31 protein-coding genes are annotated in these 18,125 nt (G+C 31.4%); 21 read left to right on the forward strand and 10 right to left on the reverse strand.

Annotated elements, in window-relative coordinates:
* Nucleotides 1-8: 8 nt before the first annotated feature.
* From V7S50_RS12255 to V7S50_RS12275, 5 genes are all read left to right on the forward strand, one after another.
* Nucleotides 9-233 carry a hypothetical protein gene (locus tag V7S50_RS12255; protein WP_000418552.1) on the forward strand — a complete coding sequence of 75 codons (225 nt, stop codon included), beginning with the start codon at nucleotides 9-11 and terminating at the stop codon, nucleotides 231-233.
* A gap of 21 nt (nucleotides 234-254) precedes the next feature.
* Entirely contained in the window at nucleotides 255-494 is a 240-nt protein-coding gene (locus V7S50_RS12260) for a hypothetical protein (RefSeq protein WP_000959892.1), read from the forward strand.
* Nucleotides 487-786 (forward strand): hypothetical protein, encoded by a 300-nt coding sequence (locus V7S50_RS12265; protein ID WP_098297346.1) that lies wholly within the window; start codon nucleotides 487-489, stop codon nucleotides 784-786. Before V7S50_RS12260 ends, V7S50_RS12265 begins: the two co-directional genes overlap by 8 nt.
* Before the next feature lie 189 nt (nucleotides 787-975).
* Nucleotides 976-1,131, forward strand: coding sequence for a hypothetical protein (locus V7S50_RS12270; RefSeq protein ID WP_336376287.1), 156 nt, complete (start codon nucleotides 976-978; stop codon nucleotides 1,129-1,131).
* A gap of 351 nt (nucleotides 1,132-1,482) precedes the next feature.
* The gene (locus V7S50_RS12275; RefSeq protein WP_336376286.1) at nucleotides 1,483-2,526 is read left to right on the forward strand and encodes a hypothetical protein; all 1,044 of its coding nucleotides are present in this window, start codon (nucleotides 1,483-1,485) and stop codon (nucleotides 2,524-2,526) included.
* 324 nt (nucleotides 2,527-2,850) lie between these two features.
* Here the strand turns inward: V7S50_RS12275 and V7S50_RS12280 are convergent, their stop codons facing one another.
* Together V7S50_RS12280 and V7S50_RS12285 are read right to left on the reverse strand one after the other, a co-directional pair.
* Entirely contained in the window at nucleotides 2,851-3,396 is a 546-nt protein-coding gene (locus tag V7S50_RS12280; protein ID WP_336376285.1) for a hypothetical protein, read from the reverse strand.
* Nucleotides 3,393-3,908, reverse strand: a complete 516-nt coding sequence (locus V7S50_RS12285; RefSeq protein WP_336376284.1) for a Panacea domain-containing protein — start codon at nucleotides 3,906-3,908, stop codon at nucleotides 3,393-3,395. The genes V7S50_RS12280 and V7S50_RS12285 overlap by 4 nt, the downstream gene beginning before the upstream one ends.
* A gap of 545 nt (nucleotides 3,909-4,453) precedes the next feature.
* On the opposite strand from V7S50_RS12285, the gene V7S50_RS12290 reads away from it, so the two are divergent.
* The 15 genes from V7S50_RS12290 to V7S50_RS12360 all read left to right on the forward strand — a co-directional run bounded on the left by V7S50_RS12290 (nucleotide 4,454) and on the right by V7S50_RS12360 (nucleotide 12,843).
* A complete protein-coding gene (locus V7S50_RS12290) occupies nucleotides 4,454-5,134 on the forward strand; it encodes a 5' nucleotidase, NT5C type (protein WP_336584291.1) in 681 nt (226 codons plus the stop codon).
* Between the two features lie 74 nt (nucleotides 5,135-5,208).
* Entirely contained in the window at nucleotides 5,209-5,568 is a 360-nt protein-coding gene (locus V7S50_RS12295) for a hypothetical protein (RefSeq protein ID WP_319788882.1), read from the forward strand.
* 114 nt (nucleotides 5,569-5,682) lie between these two features.
* The gene (locus V7S50_RS12300) at nucleotides 5,683-5,979 is read left to right on the forward strand and encodes a hypothetical protein (protein ID WP_086877786.1); all 297 of its coding nucleotides are present in this window, start codon (nucleotides 5,683-5,685) and stop codon (nucleotides 5,977-5,979) included.
* Between the two features lie 533 nt (nucleotides 5,980-6,512).
* Nucleotides 6,513-7,103, forward strand: coding sequence for an RNA 2'-phosphotransferase (locus V7S50_RS12305; protein WP_336376282.1), 591 nt, complete (start codon nucleotides 6,513-6,515; stop codon nucleotides 7,101-7,103).
* A gap of 252 nt (nucleotides 7,104-7,355) precedes the next feature.
* Nucleotides 7,356-7,610, forward strand: coding sequence for a hypothetical protein (locus V7S50_RS12310; RefSeq protein ID WP_319788884.1), 255 nt, complete (start codon nucleotides 7,356-7,358; stop codon nucleotides 7,608-7,610).
* A 19-nt stretch (nucleotides 7,611-7,629) separates the two neighbouring features.
* Nucleotides 7,630-8,433, forward strand: coding sequence for a hypothetical protein (locus V7S50_RS12315; RefSeq protein WP_242298160.1), 804 nt, complete (start codon nucleotides 7,630-7,632; stop codon nucleotides 8,431-8,433).
* Nucleotides 8,434-8,524: 91 nt separating this feature from the next.
* Nucleotides 8,525-9,076 carry a hypothetical protein gene (locus tag V7S50_RS12320; protein WP_098297338.1) on the forward strand — a complete coding sequence of 184 codons (552 nt, stop codon included), beginning with the start codon at nucleotides 8,525-8,527 and terminating at the stop codon, nucleotides 9,074-9,076.
* Between the two features lie 19 nt (nucleotides 9,077-9,095).
* Nucleotides 9,096-9,863, forward strand: a complete 768-nt coding sequence (locus V7S50_RS12325) for a hypothetical protein (RefSeq protein ID WP_242298162.1) — start codon at nucleotides 9,096-9,098, stop codon at nucleotides 9,861-9,863.
* Nucleotides 9,864-9,966: 103 nt separating this feature from the next.
* The gene (locus tag V7S50_RS12330; protein ID WP_336376281.1) at nucleotides 9,967-10,761 is read left to right on the forward strand and encodes an ASCH domain-containing protein; all 795 of its coding nucleotides are present in this window, start codon (nucleotides 9,967-9,969) and stop codon (nucleotides 10,759-10,761) included.
* 1 nt (nucleotide 10,762) lies between these two features.
* Entirely contained in the window at nucleotides 10,763-11,164 is a 402-nt protein-coding gene (locus V7S50_RS12335; RefSeq protein WP_336376280.1) for a hypothetical protein, read from the forward strand.
* Nucleotides 11,161-11,673 (forward strand): hypothetical protein, encoded by a 513-nt coding sequence (locus tag V7S50_RS12340; protein WP_336376279.1) that lies wholly within the window; start codon nucleotides 11,161-11,163, stop codon nucleotides 11,671-11,673. The genes V7S50_RS12335 and V7S50_RS12340 overlap by 4 nt, the downstream gene beginning before the upstream one ends.
* A gap of 14 nt (nucleotides 11,674-11,687) precedes the next feature.
* A complete protein-coding gene (locus V7S50_RS12345) occupies nucleotides 11,688-11,882 on the forward strand; it encodes a hypothetical protein (RefSeq protein ID WP_098297333.1) in 195 nt (64 codons plus the stop codon).
* Between the two features lie 69 nt (nucleotides 11,883-11,951).
* Nucleotides 11,952-12,158, forward strand: coding sequence for a hypothetical protein (locus tag V7S50_RS12350; protein WP_061662259.1), 207 nt, complete (start codon nucleotides 11,952-11,954; stop codon nucleotides 12,156-12,158).
* Nucleotides 12,136-12,438, forward strand: coding sequence for a hypothetical protein (locus tag V7S50_RS12355; RefSeq protein ID WP_098297331.1), 303 nt, complete (start codon nucleotides 12,136-12,138; stop codon nucleotides 12,436-12,438). The genes V7S50_RS12350 and V7S50_RS12355 overlap by 23 nt, the downstream gene beginning before the upstream one ends.
* Nucleotides 12,439-12,561: 123 nt before the next feature.
* The gene (locus V7S50_RS12360) at nucleotides 12,562-12,843 is read left to right on the forward strand and encodes a YesK family protein (RefSeq protein WP_336376278.1); all 282 of its coding nucleotides are present in this window, start codon (nucleotides 12,562-12,564) and stop codon (nucleotides 12,841-12,843) included.
* A gap of 15 nt (nucleotides 12,844-12,858) precedes the next feature.
* On the opposite strand, the gene V7S50_RS12365 is transcribed toward V7S50_RS12360, so the two are convergent.
* The 5 genes from V7S50_RS12365 to V7S50_RS12385 form a co-directional block, all read right to left on the reverse strand.
* On the reverse strand, nucleotides 12,859-13,203 hold the full coding sequence (locus tag V7S50_RS12365) for a hypothetical protein (RefSeq protein ID WP_336376277.1): 345 nt from the start codon (nucleotides 13,201-13,203) through the stop codon (nucleotides 12,859-12,861).
* 12 nt (nucleotides 13,204-13,215) lie between these two features.
* Nucleotides 13,216-13,506 carry a hypothetical protein gene (locus V7S50_RS12370; protein WP_242298176.1) on the reverse strand — a complete coding sequence of 97 codons (291 nt, stop codon included), beginning with the start codon at nucleotides 13,504-13,506 and terminating at the stop codon, nucleotides 13,216-13,218.
* A gap of 127 nt (nucleotides 13,507-13,633) precedes the next feature.
* Nucleotides 13,634-14,302: a hypothetical protein gene (locus tag V7S50_RS12375; protein WP_336376276.1), complete on the reverse strand. Its 669-nt coding sequence runs from the start codon at nucleotides 14,300-14,302 to the stop codon at nucleotides 13,634-13,636.
* A 170-nt stretch (nucleotides 14,303-14,472) separates the two neighbouring features.
* On the reverse strand, nucleotides 14,473-15,399 hold the full coding sequence (locus V7S50_RS12380) for a hypothetical protein (RefSeq protein WP_336376275.1): 927 nt from the start codon (nucleotides 15,397-15,399) through the stop codon (nucleotides 14,473-14,475).
* A gap of 21 nt (nucleotides 15,400-15,420) precedes the next feature.
* Nucleotides 15,421-15,867, reverse strand: coding sequence for a DUF488 family protein, N3 subclade (locus V7S50_RS12385; protein WP_257142901.1), 447 nt, complete (start codon nucleotides 15,865-15,867; stop codon nucleotides 15,421-15,423).
* Between the two features lie 209 nt (nucleotides 15,868-16,076).
* Between V7S50_RS12385 and V7S50_RS12390 the strand changes: the two genes are divergently transcribed.
* The gene (locus V7S50_RS12390) at nucleotides 16,077-16,334 is read left to right on the forward strand and encodes a hypothetical protein (RefSeq protein WP_000957072.1); all 258 of its coding nucleotides are present in this window, start codon (nucleotides 16,077-16,079) and stop codon (nucleotides 16,332-16,334) included.
* A 68-nt stretch (nucleotides 16,335-16,402) separates the two neighbouring features.
* Here V7S50_RS12390 and V7S50_RS12395 read toward each other — a convergent pair whose 3' ends face one another.
* The 3 genes from V7S50_RS12395 to V7S50_RS12405 all read right to left on the reverse strand — a co-directional run bounded on the left by V7S50_RS12395 (nucleotide 16,403) and on the right by V7S50_RS12405 (nucleotide 18,114).
* Nucleotides 16,403-17,044 (reverse strand): hypothetical protein, encoded by a 642-nt coding sequence (locus tag V7S50_RS12395; RefSeq protein ID WP_336376274.1) that lies wholly within the window; start codon nucleotides 17,042-17,044, stop codon nucleotides 16,403-16,405.
* 117 nt (nucleotides 17,045-17,161) lie between these two features.
* Complete coding sequence (locus V7S50_RS12400; RefSeq protein ID WP_336376273.1) at nucleotides 17,162-17,875, reverse strand: NUDIX domain-containing protein; 714 nt, start codon at nucleotides 17,873-17,875, stop codon at nucleotides 17,162-17,164.
* Between the two features lie 68 nt (nucleotides 17,876-17,943).
* The gene (locus tag V7S50_RS12405; protein ID WP_170951652.1) at nucleotides 17,944-18,114 is read right to left on the reverse strand and encodes a hypothetical protein; all 171 of its coding nucleotides are present in this window, start codon (nucleotides 18,112-18,114) and stop codon (nucleotides 17,944-17,946) included.
* Between the last annotated feature and the right edge of the window lie 11 nt (nucleotides 18,115-18,125).

Consider the following 18,125-nt stretch of genomic DNA (forward strand, 5'->3'; position numbering starts at 1 on the left):
TGATTGAAATGGAATTATTTAAACTAATTTGCATCATATATATATCCTTAGGAATTATTTTTACATTTGGAATGATATTTACAAAGGCTATTAGAGATAAGGAAAAACCTGATTTTAAAATCGGAGAAGACACTTACCTGGATGCAATAAAATGTTATGCACTCGCTATTTTCTTATGGTGGCTTTGTTTATTTGTATTCATCTGCATGTCTAAACGTGGTGGATGGGTTTAATAGGAAAGGAGATGGATATTTATGTTGGTGTTTATCGGAAAATTATATTTACTGGCAGGGTTTTTATTTTTATTATCTATGATTTTTGCACGAACTATGAAAGAAAAATCAGGTATCAATCTTATGCTTGGAGCTTCTAACTTCAAAGATGCTGTAAAGAGTTATGCAGTTGCTATATTCCTATGGTGGCTTTGCATTCTTGCATTTTTCTTTGTATATAAAAATAAGGATTCTGAAAAAAAGGAGAATAAAAATGGTTGATTTGATTCATTTACTCAGTAAATCAGAACATGCTTCCGTTTACAAAATGCATTCAGAGATTTCGAATTGGGATGGTGTACACGTTATTGTAAGGAAAGATAATGGATATACAACTGTCCATATAGAAGGAACAGTACTACCGAAAACGTCTAATATCAAGAGCAAGGAAAAATACAAAGGTGGCAATACCCTTTCCTTAATCGGTGCAGTTACCAACGCTCGATATGAATATCTTTACACAAAAAAAGAATATGCCGTCATATACTCTTCTTCCAGCCAAATAACGGCATGAATTTTTTGGTAAAAAACCCTTTCTATATTCATAGAAAAGGTCTTTTTTATTAGAAAACGCATCTTTGAAACAATTATTAATATCAAGAATACTTTACTTAATTAAGTTTATTAAGTTTATTAATTGACTATAGCAAATGATTATGTTTATAATTTTAATAGATTAGATATATCAGAGAGGATGAATAACATGACAGAACCAAAAAAAGATGGGATTCTCATGCAAGACAAATTAGGAAAAATTGTACAATTAGAAAAAGGTTTAACGTTCAAGGAAGCCTATTCTAAAGTCTGGGATTTAAGAGCAAAGCGTGATGGAAACTATTATCGGTTAGGGAATCTATAAAAATGAAAGACAAAATAGATTTACAAAAAATCAAGGGCTTCCCCTCTTCTATTAAACTTCTGTTTTTTATCTATTTCATTTTAGTTCTCTGCTCTTCTATGAGAATTTGTAGAGAAAATCTATGTTTTGACATCTCCTATTTCTCAAGTGCCAGTATTTTAATATTTTTTTTATTTGTAGCACCCATAAAAGACCAGATTAAAGAGCCCAAATGATAGTACCAAGGGTTCTTTTTTATTTAAGTTAAAAGAACATTTCCTTTGATTTATAAATATGCGATAGAGAAATGTATGAGGAATATTCACTTATCTTTATCAATAACATATAAAAACTAAAATTGAGGTGATGATAATGGATAAAGAAATGCTTGAATTAATTAAAGAATTCAATATGAAATACAATCAATTAGGAGATAAATCTTTCTTCTCTGTTCATGAAATAGCAAAAGAAACGATATTAAAAGGGATTGATACATCATTAGATTCCTTTTCTGAGGAATCCTATAAGCAAGTTTTGCAACGATACATACAAGCAAGTAATTATTTTCTACAAGACGATGATGACAATGCAAGATGCATCAGAGAAAATCTTCATGCTATATACTCCTACTACAGAGGGCTAAACCCTGTAATGAAAACAGTGAATGGAAAAAGATTATATGGAAATAAGTTTAAAATATTTACAATTCATCAAACTGAACCTAAAATGAAAAAGGTCTTTGCTACAAAAATGACTGGAGAAAAATTAGAACATATTTTGATGTTTATTGAAGCAGTTGTTGGAAAGGAACTTGATTTATCTCAACTCGCTTTTTACGCAGGTTTATTCTTTGATATATACGAGTTGCAAAACGATGAATTGCGTGTTTTTGGTGAAGAAGATTTAATTGATTTTGATTTTGATAATTTAGGGACTGGTTATGGCTCACATATAACATCCATTCGAAATCGTCATGCAAATCACAAGCAACTTCTATTGCAATCAAATTTATTATGGAAGGAAATGTACTTAGGAGATAGGCTACCTCGACTCATTCATTTTTATGAAGATAACTTTGATTTAATTACAGAAGCAGAATATCAAGACAATGGTCATTCCGTTCATGAACAGTTATATCAATGTTTAGATGCATACTTACATAACAGTCAGTTATTACTGACTATATCAATATTTGTAAAGCATATCCAAACAGATAACGGTAGCTATATCGGCAGTGATTGTGCCGTAAGTATCATGACAGCACCATATACATTTGAATTACGTTTAGAAAGGCCATCTGAAACACCATTCGAACTGTTTTTCAATAGAGATAAAAATGAAGAATTTACAATTGAAGATATATTGAGACCCTATTACGCAGAAGATTTAGTTGCAAAACAAAAACAAGGAGCCTAATTAGCCCCTTGTTTTTTTACAACTATTATTTGTACGATTGTGGTTGTTGTAAGCTTGCAATAAATTCGTAAATTTTATTATAAAAATATAAAAATTAATCATTGTTATAAATTGTTTTTATGATTATAATGGATAAATAGTCTAATTCTACGCATAAGTATATCAAGCGCACCGATATCACTTTAAATTGCCAGAGTATTAGGTTAATAATCACATTACAAGAAGTATAACATATTCTCCTTGAAAATCACTTTCCTATAATTGAGAAAGTGATTTTTTCGTTTAAGGATACTGGTTACTGTACTAATTTTTTACAAGCAACTTCTATTCAACTTCATTTTCTGCTCTTTCATTTTTAACTTCATAACCGAAGTACATCGCTTTTATAAAATTATCTGTCCCTAATTCAGTAAGAACTTTAAGTCCATCACCTTGCTCCTCCCATTCAAAACGCATATCAAAATATTCATTTACTGCCCAAACTATATCATTTCTGCACATATTTAATAGTTCAGATAATGCATCAGCAATTTCTTTCGTAACTTTTATTTTGTCGTTCTTCATGAGTAGGTCAGCGTTACTTTCGTTTTCTATCTTATTAATAACTTTTACAGTATTAATATCAACTGGATACCATTTCTCAAAACCTAAATCAGTCGATTCAAACTTTTCCTTTCCCATCTTTCTTAAGTATTCTTTATCACTCTTTGAAACAGGATATGAAGTATTTTCTTGTGTATACATACCATTATTTTCAGTAGGGATAATAATTGCCTGATGCTCTTTCTCGCAATCGGTTGTGTATACTAAGTTACCTCGTACCCATTTCCCTTCTTTGGTAAGTCCTTTATATAATAGTGATTTAATCATGTTATTTCTCTTCCTTCTGGATAAAAATTATAATCTTGATATTTTTTCAATTCCCTTATAATTTCTTCACTCTTCTCTTCTCTTATATTCTTACTTCCAAAATTAAAAAATCTTTCCTTGGACTTATTCATGATTTCAGACTTTATAATGTGACACCATAATTCTTTAGAACAATAGATTCGTTTAAATTCATGGTCTACAAATGGTTTATTTGTTTTTTCATCCCAGAAACAATTAATCTTCCCAATTTCAAAATACTCATATCGCTTAAATCGGTTATAAATGGTTGGAACAACTGGTCCATGTACCCACGCATGAATATCATCAGTAAACATCGGCTCACCATGAATTCCTAAATTCCATCCTTGTGCATAATACAGCAGTTTTTGCAATTTTAGATGTGTGATAGATTCGTTAGTATTTGGTTTGCTTTTATTAATTAATTCTTGAGCAATATGCATTGCTGTTATTTCTGTCTTGTTTTCTCCTTTTAGGTAAATTAGTTCTTCCACTGTTTACACCACCGCAAATTATTATTTACTTAAATATAACATAATATTGACTATAGTTAAATGCGAATATATAATTAAACGTATAATAAAAGATTGCGAGGGATAAGAGTTGACTCAAAAAAATAACCGTAACTTTAGAGAATAAAAGCAAACACATATATGATTTCTATGACACAGTAAAAGTCATTCAATACTTAGGTGATGAAGATATTAGACTTGTATTTCGTAGCGAAAATAGCTGTGAACCAGAAGGTTATTCAGAACGAAAGATTTCCATTCAATTAGCTCTATTCCAACGAATGTTACTTCTTGCAAAAGTAACTTGTAACGATGTAAGTGTCGATGTTAAATCTGATTCATTTGACACTCCACGTCCTACGGAACCATTACATATTTCTTATAATAGAGAAACTAATTTGTTCCAGTTAGGCATGGGTAACTTCTCAGATGAACTTGTTTTTGAAGAAGACGTTTTATTCGAAGTAATGTTTGAAATTCTTTGATTTTATAATAGATATTGTATGGATACGAGAAAGGAAAAAAGCATGATTAAAAGAGTATTTTATAAAGGTAAAGAGCGATTTTTTACAAGTGAAGGAAAAGAAATCTTATTATTCGATATGGATGATACGATTGCTAATTTTGTAGATGAATGGTTATCTATTTACAACAATCATTATCAAGATAATTTAAAAAAAGAACAATTGTTAAGTTGGGATGTTCAGCATTATACGAAAGATTATTGCGGGGCACAAATCTATGACTTGTTAAAACATCCAGGATTATACTTACACTATCCTAAACCCTTGCCTGGGGCTGTTGACGTATTACAAGAGCTATCTGATACCTATGAAATCGTATTAGTCTCAGCAAGCCCAAGAGGACATGCTAATGGCGAAGCACACTGCCACAAGTATTGTAAAACCTCTAACCCTGCTGACGATAAAAGAAAATGGGTGGAGAAATATTTTCCATTTGTTCAGCAAAAGAACATTGTTTTTACTTCTTCAAAATATTTAGTAACAGGTTCATTACTATTTGATGATGCTCCTCATAATTTAGAAGAGTTTCATTCATTAGGGCGTGTTACTGTATGTATGAATCAACCATGGAACCAAGAGGTATCAGCGGATATTACGCGAGTGAACAATTGGCAGGAGTTTAAAGAAAAACTACCTGTATTGCTCCCTCCTATCCCTGAACTGATTAAAAGAATAACTCAATAACTAAAAAGAAGGCATTACAGTTCATCCGAATGCCTTTTTGTAAATTTATTAAAAACAATAAGGAAGTGAATAGAATGGGTACATTAGATGCACCTCTTATGATACTTAATAAACACTTAGAGTGTATAAAAGAAGATATCGAGAATTACAAGAAACAAGCACGGGAAAATCCTACAAGTACGGAAATTATTCAAAATTTATTAATTCCTAAAAGCGAATTAAATAGCAAAAAAATTGAATTCGCCATCCGTATTTTAGAAACTTTTGAACCTAAAGAAGATAATTCTGATAAATATCCGTTTTTCAAAGGGGATTCAGTTCTTAACAAAATAAGTGGTAAAACACATGTCATTGAAAGTTATGTAGGCAACGGGCAATTCAAAAGCAAGAATGGTTCTACTTTACATATGAAAAACTTAGAGAAAATCTCATAAATCTAATACATCTATACAATAAATTAGTTGACGAAAAAGTTTCTTCTCGATATGCTGAAAAAAGAAAGTGTATACATTGTTCAGCTTGTATACATTGAAAGGATGTTTTAGCAGATGAACAAGAGAATTAAGAAAAAACAAATAAAACAAAATGTATGCATGGTTTGTGGGTCTACATTAGTAGAGAAATCTTCTAATTATAGTAGTGTGTTAATCTCAGTTAAAGAAGAATGTCCAAATTGCCATAATTACATAGTTGAAACAACGTTAGCAGGAATTAACAAAACAATTTCAGGTTCTCAATTTAACTATAATTTTGATATGAATAACTCCGAAAAACAGGCTCTTGAAAGAAAAGAAAGAAAATTACTACGTTTCTTAAAGAAGAACGGAAAAATCAAGGTTAACTAACATTTGTTTTTCTCTTTGCAGTAAGATATAATGTTGATTAATTGGTAAACATCCAATATGGAGATAGGAGTATAAACTTATATACTTCTTACAAAAACACCGTACTGTAATACGGTGTTTTTTATTTTATATAATCTCAAAAAACAATAATGATTGTCCATTTAAGTAATATATTTTTTACTTATTTTATATATTTTATTTACAATAGTTTAATTACGTTTTACAATAGCTATATACGATTAACACTGATAAAGGACGTGACTTCTATAAATGATAGAATTCAATTAATAAAGTTATACTTTTGCAGTAAAAATACATATCTTACTTTATTACAGACAACATTGGCTGTAATATTCAGCTCCCTATTTCTTTTGTTAATGAATGATAAAGAGCTTGAATCTTTTTTGTTTCATAATGGATTTTTATATTATGCACTCACAATAAATGTTTTTGTCTGTTTTATTGCTATGCCCTTATTAATATTCTTTGTACCTAATAAAAAACCCCACTAAAGAAAGGATTGTATTTTACACATGGCTCGTTTATCAAAAACAAAAGCAAATAAACTCGGTGGATTCCTTTGTAAAATCCTTCGTCATTCCCCTTCTCAATTCCATGTTTCTTTAGATGAATATGGTTATGCACCAATTGATGAACTATTAAATGCCATTTCTTCGAATGAAAAATGGGCTAATCTTGTGACTGTTGAGATGATTTTAGAGGTTGTTAAAACAGACGAAAAACAACGTTACAAACTCGACTCTACAGGAACAAAAATAAAAGCTCGATACGGTCATAGTATTTCGGTAAAAAGTGATGAAGAGCAAAATCGAGTGTTGCCAGATATTCTTTATCATGGTACTGGTATGGAACATTTGGACTCTATTCAAAAATTGGGGTTACTGCCAATGAAACGAGTAAATGTTCACTTAGCAGAAACAACCTTTTTTGCAAATAAATCTGCGAAACGCAATCAGTTTCCTGTTTTATTAAAAGTAGATACCATTATGGCCAAGAATATTGGCGTAACTTTTGAATATGCAGGTGACGAGGTGTGGTTAAGCTCCCCTATTCCTGCTGATTGCTTATCAGTTGTAACCAGTTCAGAAAATAAAGAAATGTAAAGAAAGGAAGTAGTTATTAATGAGAACCATTACATGTAAATGCGGAGAGAAGAAAACTATTGATAGAGGTATCGCATCTGTTGGAGATATCTTCTTACATACAGGATTTTAAACTATATTTACTTTTGATGCAGAGTGCATTCATTTGTGCCCTACGTGTTGGACTAAAGCAAAAGAACATGCTGTAGCCATGCATCAACTTCTTGAAAAGCCTTATATATCTATAGACCAATTCTTAGAGGATGAGATTGAATGATGCATAAAGTAACTTGTACATGTGGACAGCATAGTATAGAGGCAAATAAAAACTCTCTAAATAAAGAACTAATAGATGCAGGATGGGGTGTAATCCCTTCTAATCGAGGTACATTTATTTATATTTGCCCTTCTTGCTATCAAAGAGCAAAACAGTTAATCAAAGAGTTTCATCAAATAACACAAGATACATACATTAGTATCTCCTCTATCATTCGCAAAATAGAGGAAGAAAATGAAACCAAGCAGTAATTAGAAAGGATGAATATAAATGGGTTGGCGTTTTGAAGTATTATTACTACCAAAAACAATTAAAAATGAAGACTTAATTCAATCAACGCATCAAATACTTAAGGATGAACCAAAGATAATAATGGACAGCCATGTTTTAATGGTAGCCCCACCCTCACCTGATTTTTATTTCAAAAAAATCTCATTAGATTCTATTGGAAATTATGAATCTCCTGTTTTTACACCCAGGGAATTCGCACTGAAATTATCAAACGTAATTAGAAATGAGGATTTTATCATTGCCAATTATTGCGACGGAACTGCCCAAGGGTTAATCTCGCATTTTAGAAATGGATGCCTTGTGCAAAAAATTGAAAGTCCAGAACTCGATAAATTAGAAATAGGACGACAGTTATTAACTGATACCTTACACTTCCCTGCTTCTGAATCTATCCTATCATCAATTGATTCTTATTTTTCTTTTCTGCATGAGAGAAATCCCTATTCTCTTATCTCTTATGCTCACCTGCATTTCTCTTCTGTATCCGAAAAAAGACCGATGCGTAGAGCATTGTATGAACAAGTACAAGCGTTGATTCAAAATCCTAATGTAACGGATGAAGAATTAGGTACATTGAAAGGTTCCCACAGTTTCCCGCCTTCTATCGTTCGACCTTATTATCAACGTTACATAATGGAGTCAAATAAAAATATAGCGTTAGAAAAAATGTATCTGTTTACGCATGGATTCGAGGGTGACGCAACATTAAAAGATGCTCCCACCTATCTATCACCTAATAATTATTTCCAATTAACATTGGATTATAGAAATCTTACAATTTAATACACACGAGCAAACCTCCTTTAATTTTATTGACTATAGTTAATAATTTATTTATAATATAACTTATAAATACACATCGGAGGTTTTTCTTGTGTTCAGAGTACATATCTTAAATCAAAACTTACTGGTTACAGGTGGTATCGCAGTGGGAAAGACTTTTTTCTTAAATGAATCACTTATGGATTTATTAACGAAAAGCGAAAACACCCTACTACTAACACCTAATATAAATGAATTTAAAACACCTGTTACAACATTTAATGGTAGAACGATTTCTTCTACCAAAATAAATGATGATATTGATGGTTCTTTATTTCAAATCGTTGAAATTAATCCATTTTCAAAATCATTAGATGAAGTCAAACATTCATTCATGGAATTTGTAAGTAGTTTTGAAACTATAATTCAAAGTGGAATAAAAACGGTAATGATTGATGAAGGAATGCAACTACTAAATGAAGTACCTTTCCCCTCATTTATAAAGTTTGTAGAACGATTAAATGAGAAAGGCATACGAGTAATCTTTACATCTCAATTAGAGCTTCATCGACTTCCTGTTAATCAGTTTATGCAAATAGATAAATTATTCCCTTGTGTGCTAAAACTGAATCATCAATATAAACCATTAGCAACCGCATCATAAAATGAAGGAGGATGAATATATGAGTAGACAATTTTACGGAATCATGGTTCATGGTTCTATTTCAAACAAAGTATTAGCAGAAAAAACATTAGAAATTTTAAAGGACAACGAATTAAAAGTTAACTACGGAAGTCAGTGCTTAGTCACGCTACCTGTAGATGAAAAATATAATTTCAAGGTTATCAATTACGGAAGTATTTTGAATCACGAAATTACACCATTTGCTGATGAGACATTAGCAAAGGAATTATCAGAAAGAATTCCTTTGCAGGATTTCATCGTCTTCCATTTCCATAGCGTAACGGATACAGGCTATTTTAGACACTATATGAATGGTGTTCTGATTGAAGAAAAAGCTGATAAAATCGAAGGAGATAATTTTATCTGTGCTCAAAATCTATTCAAGCAGGTTTTTGGTATCCCAAGATATAAAAATCTGATGCAAATCATTGAGAATTATTTCAAAGTGGCATTAGAGCGTAACCCATATTTACAAGGAGCGTCTTATGCTCATCTGTTATTCGCACAAGAGGATGCATTTTGGGGAAATAAAGAATTATGTGACGCAATTCAAGAACAATTAAAGCATCCAACGAAGCAAAAGGAAAATCACTCTTCACTTCAATATTATTTAAATAGATATGAAAATGAGAAAGTAGATAATAGAGTAATGTATTACTTATTAACTAACGGTTTTTATCGAAGTGCTACTTTATTAGATTCTCCACATCAGTTAAAACCTGAAGAATACTTTGAATTTCATCAAAGCGTTAAAAAAATAGCATAACAGAATGAAAGCAATACCTAATAGGTGTTGCTTTTTTTCATTGACTATAGTTAACTAAATTGTTACTATAATATTATCAACAAAAGGACGGTGAAAGAAGGTTATGAAAGGCATTGTAATTAAGAAACATTGGATAAATCTTATATTAAGCGGTCAAAAAGATTGGGAAATTCGAAGCAGAAATGCAAAAATCAGAGGAACAATTGCGTTGATTCAAAGTGGTTCAGGTATGGTATTTGGAACTGTCGATTTAGTAGATTGTATTCCTTTAACGAAAGAAGCCTTTAATAGCACTCATGAACACCATAAAATCCCTGTGACTGGAGATACAGAACCACCTTATAAAAAAACTCACGCATGGGTCTTTAGAAATCCGGTTATCTTTCCAAAACCGATTCCTTACTCTCACCCTCTCGGTGCAGTGATATGGATAAATATTAAAGAGAATATAGAAGTAAAAGATGATGATATTAGGGATTGGTTCAACATCTCAACATCATCTAACTTATTACATCCAGGCGATATTTCATTCAATAATCTTTTACGCTTATATAAATCAGCACTCATGAAGTATTACAACATTCATACATCTACAAATATAACGAACTTCTTTGAACAGGTGAAAAAATTAGAGATGCCTCGTTCAGCAGAACTATGTACGGAGTGGATGTTAAATAAAGGGATTGCTCATTTAGAGACTATCATATCAAAACTACCTATTCCCAAAGAGGATATCTCTTATTTAGATTATGACGCTTGGGCTATTCAAGAGACATTAAAGCATGAAGACTCCCCATATGCAGATGATTTATGCTCTACATTAATAGACATCCTTAGTACCCTTTCTACAAGTACATTAAATAGAAAGTTCCGAAACGAAAAAGAGTGGAGTGAATGAAATGACAAAAGAATATCCGCTAAAAGAAGGCATGATTATATACGTAATCATGGATTCATATAGAGGCAAAAAAGTTGAACCATGTAAAGTAAGAAAATTAACGAATCCTTATCATGATGAACAATGGAATTTAAAATGCTTATCTGAGGAAGAGAAATATTATAGTGTCGGGTTTGATGCGAATCATATTGGGACAATCTACTTCTTTGACAAAATAGAAGCAGAAACACACTTGCGAGAAATGAAGGAGAAAAGCAATAAAGCTTTTCAAGATGCTCTCTCTTCAAAACAAGATATTTTAAAAAGACTGTTTACAGGATGGTCATATGATATGACGGAGAATGAAGAAGTTCAAATTATGGAAAGACGAATTGAAGAAGAGTTTGGAGTAAAAGTACGATGAACTACTCTCTTAACCCGAAGACTACATTAGGTTTTAAATGGTCAGAAAAAGAAAATGATTGGATGATTTATTTTCCAAGGTCAGGAAGTGGTTCTTATTTACATTCTCAACTACTTGAAAGACGTTTCTTCCTTTCTTTATTACAGGAATTATTAAATAGAAATTATGACCTCTCTACTTTTTTGTTCCGAGTTCATACAAACGAATTTTCTGAATCCCATCCGAGAAAACGAACAAGTCATTTTAGAAAGGAAAATGTTCTGGCCGTTTACTGGAACTACCAAACAAAAGAGTGGATGATACGCTATCCCAACAAGTCAGATGGCTCTCTCATTGCATTTGACTTAATCGGTAATGATTACTTCAAGAATGTTTTAAAAGAGCTTGAAAACCGAAAATATGACGTTAAAACACTATGTATTTATGTTGAAAGAAGAGAAATGGATTCAACGACCAAAAACAATATAAGCACATGGATAAAAAGACGTTTAGCAACCGCTTATAAATAAAAGGAGGATACAACATGTTACTGGTAGAGTTCTTTCAAAATACAAATGACCTAAGACGTGAAGTTCAAAAACAATTCAAAGAACGTGGTTTTACACTTCCTGAAAAATATTTCGTTATGAATGAAGCCTTAGGATATGCTCCTAATATAAAAGCCTTAACAAATGATGAGATACATAGAGTCTTGAAATTACTGAAGGAAAAGTATTAGAAGATTATTAAATAACTTGCAATAGAAAATGAAGAACTAAAAAAGAAAAAACGAAAGGTTGTGTCATGAATGAACGAAGCAATTGACGGAAAACAAATGTATGAGAATTTAAAGAAAGCAGGATATGAAAGTGTGGGTGTACATGATGGTACAGAGGTGCTTTCTAAAGTGTTTGCAGATGGCGTTATCCATTCTTTCTCCTTTAAAGATAACGAATGTATTGGAACGATGATTCTATCACAAGAGCAGTTATATGCCATGCAGAATCTTAAATAAAAAAATGAATAATAAAAACAAGTTTATTCATTTTTTACTAACTTTAATTTTAGGTGGAGGCGTGGGGATATCAGGAATTTTTGCTCTTGCAATTCCTTTTGCAGAGAATAAATCCATGTTTAGTTTATTCGTATTAGCATTCCCTGTTCTCTCTCTTATTTATTTTATTTACTTACTACGTTCAAATACAAAAAATATAGGTAGTTTATTCGCACATATAGGAGTGTTTATTGCATCTATCATATTTATACCTTGGATTATACTATTCCTTACAAGTTAGCACTGAAAAGCATCTCAAAAGGTGTTTTTTCTCTTTTATATAGTAATATAATTAAAAACAACAATCTATCTTTCATTGATTCCCCATATAATAAGTATAACTGTATAGAATGGAGTTGATAGTATGGATGGATTTTTCGAGATAATTCTTCTTGGTCTTATTGTATTTATATTGATTATTTCTTTCTCTGCTTTTATCGAACAAAAATATCCTGAAAAGCCAGGTCTAAAGTTTGTGCTACCTACAATTCTTATTGCTATGTCCTGCTTAACCTTTTATGTGTCTGCATTCCTTTTTGATGGTTGGTTTATTATAGGAGTAAGTGTATTATCTACAACTGTTTTTATAAGCTCCACAATTGGTTTTATTGCATCTGTATTTATACATAATAAAAAAGAACAGTAATTTTTTACTGTTCTTTTAATCAAATCTATCATTTTCTCCTAATACCCATTTCAAAGCTGAAATTTGCGAGCTATTTTGCAACAATTCCGAACGAAAGACTTGTCTATCTATTTCCCCTTGCTTATAAGAATCCCGTATAGCATTCTCGTTGGTATCCAAATCTTTAATCTTATCTCTTATCTCCTGCTCTGCTGTCATCTCCAAAGCTGAATTAAGCGATAGTATCATTGATTCATTTTCCAAGACAACAGATTGCAGGACATCTTCAGGAATTTTTTTATTATTGAACGCATTTTTATAGTTTCTAATAGTTAAGAAACAAGATTGCATTTCGTCCTGTATTTCTTGAATTGTTTTCATGTATTAGCTCCTTTATTTTCTTTTGTATCGTTTGTACCAATCTTTATATGAATAATCATCACAATAAGACCATTTTTGCCCACAGTTTAATAATGATTTTTCTTCTGCTTCTTTATCTTTAACATATGTATTGTAATAATAGGTAACTTTCCAATCACAAATGTCATATTGGTCATATAGTTTTTTATATGCACTTCCGTTTGCAAGCTCACCTTTAAACTTTCTAACCTTTCGATTGGCAAATTTTCTTTCTGCTTTTTGATTATCTTTTACACATGGTACTTTTTTATAACTTCTACTCATATATATCACATCCCTTTCTTAGGGACCATTATTTGGTCCACCTAATGGACTGTGAAATGAGGAATTCTCATTCTTGGTTGATGCATCTGTATCATATATTCCACCTCCTTTCACTCTCTACATACACCTATTCAATCGTAACAAAGTGCTTGAATACCTTTTGTCTCTCTACATTATCTAATCCATAGGCATATTTATCCGTAAATTCTTTCCAATTTGTACTTTCATTCAAAGTATCCATTTTTACTTTCAGAACTTTTTCTAATTCTTTTTTATTGATAGAAGCCTCATATGTTTTCCCTTCAAATGGAAGGATAACTTCTAAGTTTTCTAACGCAGGATTCTTTTTAAAGAGTCTCGTTGTTTCAATTACAAACAATTTATCAATCTTATCTCCTGTACTCCAATATTCTTTATATGTTTCTTCTTTTAAATCTTTCATTGCAGAGTTTTCAGAGACGACAGACTGATAAGAATCATAGTAAGTTAAGGTAGCGTGAGTATCAGCCACATCAATTTTCTTGATGTATTCCCCACCCATCATTAAATTCACTTCGTTTATGAATTTATCTTTTACCAACTTTGGCTTTTCTTTTTCTTTGCTATTATCATCTTTATTTTCTTCTGTTTTATCTTTTTTCTTATTTTGAGAATCTAAAACTTTTTGCAATTGCTCTTGTGTTAATTTTGTAGTTTGTGTTTTTTGTTCTTCTTCATTATTCCCACAACCTACAGAAATGGCTAACACACCTATACTTAGAATCCCTAATAGACACCTTTTTACAGTTTTATTCACGACATCAACTCCCTTATTTAATTTTATTTATTTTATAGACTAAAGTCAATAAAAAGAAGTTTTATAGAATATATGCCTTTTTGTTATCCTCTATTAACAAAATCATCTTTATAGAGGATTATTTAGCAATAAATCAAATAAAAAACACAGATTCTATACAGAACCTGCGTTCAATTTATTCTCTCCCTCAAATAAGGAGATATTTTATTTTTTATCACTTTCTCTGACAACTCATCTAAATATGTTACATACACTAAATCCAAATTATAATACTTACATAAATCTATTTTTTCCTTATCTCTTTCCTGCCTTTTCTTCAGTCCTTCTTCTCCACCCATGAACGGAATAGGTTTGTAATGTTGTTCCCCCTGATACTCAATGACAAGCTGTAATTCTTCAATATAGATATCCGCTTTTAGATGGTCTAACTCATATTGATGAATAACCGTGTATCCAGGAAAAATCCCTTTAATTAATTCTAAAAGTTTAATTTCAGATGTCCACTTTTTCCCTATTGCAAAGTACCCCATTCGAGTTCTTATAACATTTTCACAGTATCGTTTGAAATCTTTAGAGGATTGCTCGTCCAGAACCAGTCGTCCCCCATATTGCTCTTCTGCAATTAGAAGCGGGACAATGTCCCCAGGAATATGCTTCGGGTAGCAAATATCTCTAAATCTATTATCTAATCCATAAGAATAGGACAATGCCTTTATATAATATCCATAAATAGAATAAAACTTTGTTTCATTCATTGTTTTTCCATGTCCATACTTCGGACAAACTTTATTACAGATGTGGCATAAATTATCTTCGAATTTAATGTTTTGAATAAAGATTTCCATTAATTCTAACTGTGATGCTTTCGGAAGACCACTAAACGATAAACGTTCTTTTACTTTTAAATAATTTTCAACACCTTGCTTTTGACACGAACAATAAAATAAAGGACCATCTTTCTCTTGTTGGAAGGCATGAAATACTCCCATTCTTGTAGGATAGTGAACAAATGGATATGGCAACTCTGGTTCATATTCGACAAATACTCCTCTTGTAATCTCAGGTATCATTTCTTTCGGCACAATTTTAGAACGCATGGGTTCACCTTCTTATTTTTATTATTGATAGATTACTTGATAACCATCTTCTTCTAATAAACGCCCTACAATCCCCCTATGACACTTATCTTTGTTCTCACAATAACAAACCAATACTGCATTTTCTCCTGCCTCTAAACGCTCTTTAAGACGTTTATACGCTTTTTGAAAGTCCTTTCTTTCTGTTGCTTCTTTAATAAACGATTCTTCATACAAATCATACCATGTCCCTGTATTTCCTTTTTCTAATTTCTCTTTCTCTTCCTCTGTAAATTTTAACTTTTTCCATTTATCTTTTGTTTGAAAAAAGAGATGTAAGGATGGAGATAGATGTGGTACATGAACAAATCCTTTTCCAACCATAATCCCTTGTTTTATGCTTCGGGTAATATGCAGACGCACAGCATATGGGTGTAGGTCAAAGTCGTGTAAATTCTCAAATGATGTAATACAAACAAACCCTTTCACTTTTGTTTCCCCCTTATTTTTATAATCAAATTAATAGAAATATTTATATATCTTTCCCTTTGCAAACGAAATCCTCATTCACTCCCTTATTTTTCAGCACATTCGAATATATAATATAAAGTACACATTAAATAAGGCGTTTCTATGGAAAACTTTATTAAAAAGAGATGCAGAAAATATGTAACCTTATACAATCAGGAGGGATTTCTATGTTAACTATGAACGATGTATATTATGGGAAAATTTTCATTGAAGAAAAGTTTGATAGCATGTTAGCTGAATATGGTGTTATAGTTCTTGGTGCTTATAATAAAGACTTAGGTTGCTTTGAAAATTGTCTAATGTCAGGTGTTGTTAATGATAAATTGAAAAAATTAGCACAAGATAACATCTTAGGTTTTGATGGTGTTGTGGTTAATCAATTAGATGGACTAACCACACTTTTAAAACGACAAGCTACTATGTAAATCTAATTATTACAAACAAAGGTCTTATACAATACATGTAAGACCTTTGTGATAAGAAAAATCCTTGTCTATTCTTGTTCTTCAATGAATATAATTGAATGACCAATTCGATTTAGTTCCTTAGCATTTTTCAATGTTATTGAACTTTCTTGATTCTGCAAAGTAGCATCTACAACAATTAATTTAGAGCGAGATAGTAACATAATTACTCCTTTACTAAGCGAATTCTGAAAAATTTCTTTATCAAAAAAGTGAACATTCGATTTACATCCATCAGGGAAAAACTTATCTTCATCCCCAAAAATTGTTACCTCGTCATAACAAAGACATTCTTCAATAAAACCACCTATATCACTCTTTTCTTTCTTATACGTTTTGAGTTGACACTCGTTAAGTACATCTAATAAAGGATGCGGATTCGTTGTTTTTACTAAACCAGTTCTCAGCATTTTTTCGATATCGAACGGAACGTCATGATTCACTTGAATAAAAGACAAAATATTTGCATCTGATTGAGAATATGAATCAAACGGAATAGCGTTCCAAGAATCTCCCCAAAAACCATGCATGTTTTTAGTAGGAATACCTCCTACATAAGACCTTAACTCTCCATCATCATCCATCGCCAAATACTTAGGAGAACCTACCAAGAGGTCTTTATTGCTATGTATCTTTACTAATAAATTCATTTGCTGTTCATTTAATTTCATAAACTCCACTCTCCCATTCTAATTATCTACAAAATTTATTCACGCTATAGAACTTTTATCATGTAAAAAAGACCACAAAACAATATTTGCAGTCTCTTGTACGGATACTATCAGTGCTTATTTTTTCTGGAGAATTTCTTCGTATACAACTTTAGACCAATTTTCTAACTTGTCTTTAATAGATGGTAGGTCTTCTTTATCTACCCAAAGTCCTTTAATCACGCCTTCTTCTTGGCTTTGAATATCATCTGTACGTAATTCTACCATATAAACAAACCCTAAATGGTCATCTTCTACACCGCCAGATAGTTTGATTAACCCTTCTAAATGAATAGATTCAATCATTTCTGAAGTAATACCCGCTTCTTCCATTAACTCTCGATACAAACCATTCTCAATCGTTTTAAACAGGTCTACATCCTTATTGCTTACGTGGATATCTTCTTCACCTACATGACCACCAAGCATCCCCATTTTTCCAATCAATCGAATTTCACCACTATTACCTTCTCGAATAATAAAGAAGTATTTGTTTTGATGTTTTACAATTACATACGGAATGGGATGTCTTTGCACCGCATTGTATTCAAGGATACTTCTTCGTTCCACTAATACAGGAACGGTTTGCATAGCATCAATAATTGCTTCCATATTTGTAAATCCAGTTGGAACAAATGCCACTTCTGATTCCTCAAAGTAAATAATAAGTTCTTTTGTGGAAGGCTTTAACTCCTCTAAAATAGATGATTTTTCTTCATGTAAAGCTTTTAACTTCCATTTATCTGTTTCTACTTTGATTTCTTCAAGAATTTTGTTTAATTTTTGTTGCATCCTATTCACTCTCCATATATTTAATCTATATTAAGAGTAAAACATTAATTAACTATAGTCAATATGATTTAATTCATTTGAGCTTCTTTAATTAAGAAGTATACCGCAAACAATACATGGACAATACTAACTGAAAGAAATACAAATTGCGTAAATATAGATGCACAATTCATTGAAGAATAAATATAACCACTATAAGACAATGCAGAAATCGTTGAAAAAAGCACACAATGATTCATACCCATCACCT

The organism is Bacillus sp. CCNWLW194 (genome assembly GCF_037120585.1).
Lineage (GTDB): Bacteria > Bacillota > Bacilli > Bacillales > Bacillaceae_G > Bacillus_A > Bacillus_A basilensis.

Coding starts and splice junctions, on each gene's coding strand:
- V7S50_RS12255 (WP_000418552.1), top strand. CDS start 9: ATGGAATTATTTAAACTAATTTGCATCATATATATATCCTTAGGAATT.
- V7S50_RS12260 (WP_000959892.1), top strand. CDS start 255: ATGTTGGTGTTTATCGGAAAATTATATTTACTGGCAGGGTTTTTATTT.
- V7S50_RS12265 (WP_098297346.1), top strand. CDS start 487: ATGGTTGATTTGATTCATTTACTCAGTAAATCAGAACATGCTTCCGTT.
- V7S50_RS12270 (WP_336376287.1), top strand. CDS start 976: ATGACAGAACCAAAAAAAGATGGGATTCTCATGCAAGACAAATTAGGA.
- V7S50_RS12275 (WP_336376286.1), top strand. CDS start 1,483: ATGGATAAAGAAATGCTTGAATTAATTAAAGAATTCAATATGAAATAC.
- V7S50_RS12280 (WP_336376285.1), bottom strand. CDS start 3,396: ATGATTAAATCACTATTATATAAAGGACTTACCAAAGAAGGGAAATGG.
- V7S50_RS12290 (WP_336584291.1), top strand. CDS start 4,454: ATGATTAAAAGAGTATTTTATAAAGGTAAAGAGCGATTTTTTACAAGT.
- V7S50_RS12295 (WP_319788882.1), top strand. CDS start 5,209: ATGGGTACATTAGATGCACCTCTTATGATACTTAATAAACACTTAGAG.
- V7S50_RS12300 (WP_086877786.1), top strand. CDS start 5,683: ATGAACAAGAGAATTAAGAAAAAACAAATAAAACAAAATGTATGCATG.
- V7S50_RS12305 (WP_336376282.1), top strand. CDS start 6,513: ATGGCTCGTTTATCAAAAACAAAAGCAAATAAACTCGGTGGATTCCTT.
- V7S50_RS12310 (WP_319788884.1), top strand. CDS start 7,356: ATGATGCATAAAGTAACTTGTACATGTGGACAGCATAGTATAGAGGCA.
- V7S50_RS12315 (WP_242298160.1), top strand. CDS start 7,630: ATGGGTTGGCGTTTTGAAGTATTATTACTACCAAAAACAATTAAAAAT.
- V7S50_RS12325 (WP_242298162.1), top strand. CDS start 9,096: ATGAGTAGACAATTTTACGGAATCATGGTTCATGGTTCTATTTCAAAC.
- V7S50_RS12330 (WP_336376281.1), top strand. CDS start 9,967: ATGAAAGGCATTGTAATTAAGAAACATTGGATAAATCTTATATTAAGC.
- V7S50_RS12335 (WP_336376280.1), top strand. CDS start 10,763: ATGACAAAAGAATATCCGCTAAAAGAAGGCATGATTATATACGTAATC.
- V7S50_RS12340 (WP_336376279.1), top strand. CDS start 11,161: ATGAACTACTCTCTTAACCCGAAGACTACATTAGGTTTTAAATGGTCA.
- V7S50_RS12345 (WP_098297333.1), top strand. CDS start 11,688: ATGTTACTGGTAGAGTTCTTTCAAAATACAAATGACCTAAGACGTGAA.
- V7S50_RS12350 (WP_061662259.1), top strand. CDS start 11,952: ATGAACGAAGCAATTGACGGAAAACAAATGTATGAGAATTTAAAGAAA.
- V7S50_RS12355 (WP_098297331.1), top strand. CDS start 12,136: ATGCCATGCAGAATCTTAAATAAAAAAATGAATAATAAAAACAAGTTT.
- V7S50_RS12360 (WP_336376278.1), top strand. CDS start 12,562: ATGGATGGATTTTTCGAGATAATTCTTCTTGGTCTTATTGTATTTATA.
- V7S50_RS12365 (WP_336376277.1), bottom strand. CDS start 13,203: ATGAAAACAATTCAAGAAATACAGGACGAAATGCAATCTTGTTTCTTA.
- V7S50_RS12370 (WP_242298176.1), bottom strand. CDS start 13,506: ATGAGTAGAAGTTATAAAAAAGTACCATGTGTAAAAGATAATCAAAAA.
- V7S50_RS12380 (WP_336376275.1), bottom strand. CDS start 15,399: ATGCGTTCTAAAATTGTGCCGAAAGAAATGATACCTGAGATTACAAGA.
- V7S50_RS12390 (WP_000957072.1), top strand. CDS start 16,077: ATGTTAACTATGAACGATGTATATTATGGGAAAATTTTCATTGAAGAA.
- V7S50_RS12395 (WP_336376274.1), bottom strand. CDS start 17,044: ATGAAATTAAATGAACAGCAAATGAATTTATTAGTAAAGATACATAGC.
- V7S50_RS12400 (WP_336376273.1), bottom strand. CDS start 17,875: ATGCAACAAAAATTAAACAAAATTCTTGAAGAAATCAAAGTAGAAACA.
- V7S50_RS12405 (WP_170951652.1), bottom strand. CDS start 18,114: ATGAATCATTGTGTGCTTTTTTCAACGATTTCTGCATTGTCTTATAGT.